The sequence below is a fragment of the Acinetobacter sp. UBA6720 genome (assembly GCF_002454215.1).
Lineage (GTDB): Bacteria > Pseudomonadota > Gammaproteobacteria > Pseudomonadales > Moraxellaceae > Acinetobacter.
On record NZ_DKIK01000159.1, the window covers coordinates 1 to 1987 of the forward strand.

Below are 1987 nucleotides of genomic sequence, written 5' to 3' on the forward strand. Positions count from 1 at the left end.
GCACGAATTTTATCGACTTGCTGTTTAAGTTTTTCAGGCGTGTCAGCACCAATAAACATGGCTTCAGCATGTTGGGTTGCAAAGGCTAAGCCTTTGCTTGAGGCACCCGCTTGATAAAGCACAGGTGTACGTTGAATAGATGGGGAAACCTGAAAAACGCCCTGACTTTGGAAAAATTTGCCTTGATGCTGGATGGCATGAACTTTTGAAGGGTCAGTAAAGACACGGTTTAACTTATCTTTTTGTATGGCATCGTCTTCCCAAGAACCTTCCCAAAATTTATAGCAGAGTTCGAGAAACTCTTCGGCTTGTTCATAGCGCAAGTCGTGATCTTTTAAACCTTTTTGACCAATTAACCGTTCTGCGCTGTCTAAGTAGCCGGTGACAATATTCCAGCCAATACGACCGTGGGTTAAATGGTCGAGGCTTGCAAAGCGCCGTGCAAATTGGTAAGGCGACTCATAGCTCAGATTCACAGTGACACCAAAACCTAAGTGCTGTGTAACGGCGGCCATAGCAGAAACGAGTGTACTAGGGTCATGGCTTGGAAGCTGAATCGACTCTTTTAGGGTTAAATCCAGACCATTTTGATAAACGTCGTAGACACCCGTAATGTCGGCGATAAATAAACCATCAAATAAACCTTGTTCTAAAGTTTGCGCCAAATCGGTCCAATAGCTGAGCTCATTAAAACGATGCGACTCATCGCGTGGGTGTGTCCACAAACCGTGATTGATATGACCTACGCTATTCATATCAAAGGCATTCAGAATGATTTGTTTCGGATTTTTATTTTGAGATGATAGTGTCATTACAATGTCCCTCTGCGTGGCGGAAGCACACCATTAAGGAGATAATTGGCAATGAAGTAATATTTCCAACGTGACGCATCATGTAGCGTGTGAACACGTGCATTACGCCAAAAGCGGTCTAGGCCATCTTCACGTTGACTACCACGACTGCCTGCCAGTTCAATCAATTTCGAAGCTGCTTTTAATGCGGTTTCTGTGCTGTGGGCACGAACTTTCGCTACATCCAGTGATGCTTTAGCAATGTTATCAGCGGTTGGATTAGGACGTGCTGCGTCAATGGAGCGTGCCGCTTGTTTGAGTAAGACTTCACTGGCACGTACATCGGCAACCACTCGTCCCAGTTCAAACTGTGTTAAAGGATCATCGGTTGCCTGTTCAACAGCAGAGTCAATCCACGGACGAGCCCGACGTACACGAACCAGTGTTTCCTCAAAAGCAGCACGTGCAATGCCCGTTTCAATTGCAGCATGCATAATTTGAGCAAAAGGCCCCACCAGAGTCGGTCTGGAAAATGCTGTATCGAAAGGAACAATATCTTCTGCACCTACAGCGACATGATTAAATTTGACTGTACCGCTGCCTGTGGTACGTTGACCAAAACCTGACCAATCATCAATCAGTTCTAGTCCTGAGCTATTCCGTGGGATGAAAACTAGAAACTCTTTGTCATCGGCATCTTTGACTAAGGTCGGTATGCGGTCTGCAAACAGGCTGCCCGTACAATAAAACTTTTCACCATTGACCGCATAGCCTTGTTCCGTTTGGCTCAGTGCAGTTTGTTTTTGTGTTGCATTTTTAGTTTTAAACTCAGCCAAGGCATTACCAAAGCGAGCGCCTTTGAGCACTTCTGCATAGAGTTTACGCTTTTGTTGTTCAGTACCGTTATTACGTAAAACCTCTAAGGCATAGAAATGGTTCTGTGGAATTTGTCCAATCGAACCGTCCACACCACTCATTAGCGCAATAATTTGCGCGACCGTATAGCTGGAAACATCGGCCCCCCCGAATTCCTTAGGTACAGTAATAGCCCAAAGCCCAGATTGGCTATAGGCTTCAATTTCCTCAAAAGGCAAAATTCGTTCAGCATCGCGTTGGATAGCCTGCTGTTTAAACTGCTCAGCCAAATTTTTGGCAATTTCTAAGGCTTCAGCATCACTTTGAATAATATGTGCATA

The 1987-nt window shown here is 45.0% G+C and carries 2 protein-coding genes; both read right to left on the bottom strand.

The window, feature by feature from the left end; all coding sequences use genetic code 11:
• Positions 1-812 (bottom strand): NtaA/DmoA family FMN-dependent monooxygenase (locus B4F08_RS13890; RefSeq protein WP_291374845.1); only part of this gene is annotated, 812 nt, incomplete at its 3' end.
• A partial coding sequence (locus B4F08_RS13895) for an SfnB family sulfur acquisition oxidoreductase (protein ID WP_291374846.1) occupies positions 812-1987 on the bottom strand: 1176 nt, incomplete at its 5' end. The genes B4F08_RS13890 and B4F08_RS13895, both read right to left, overlap by 1 nt.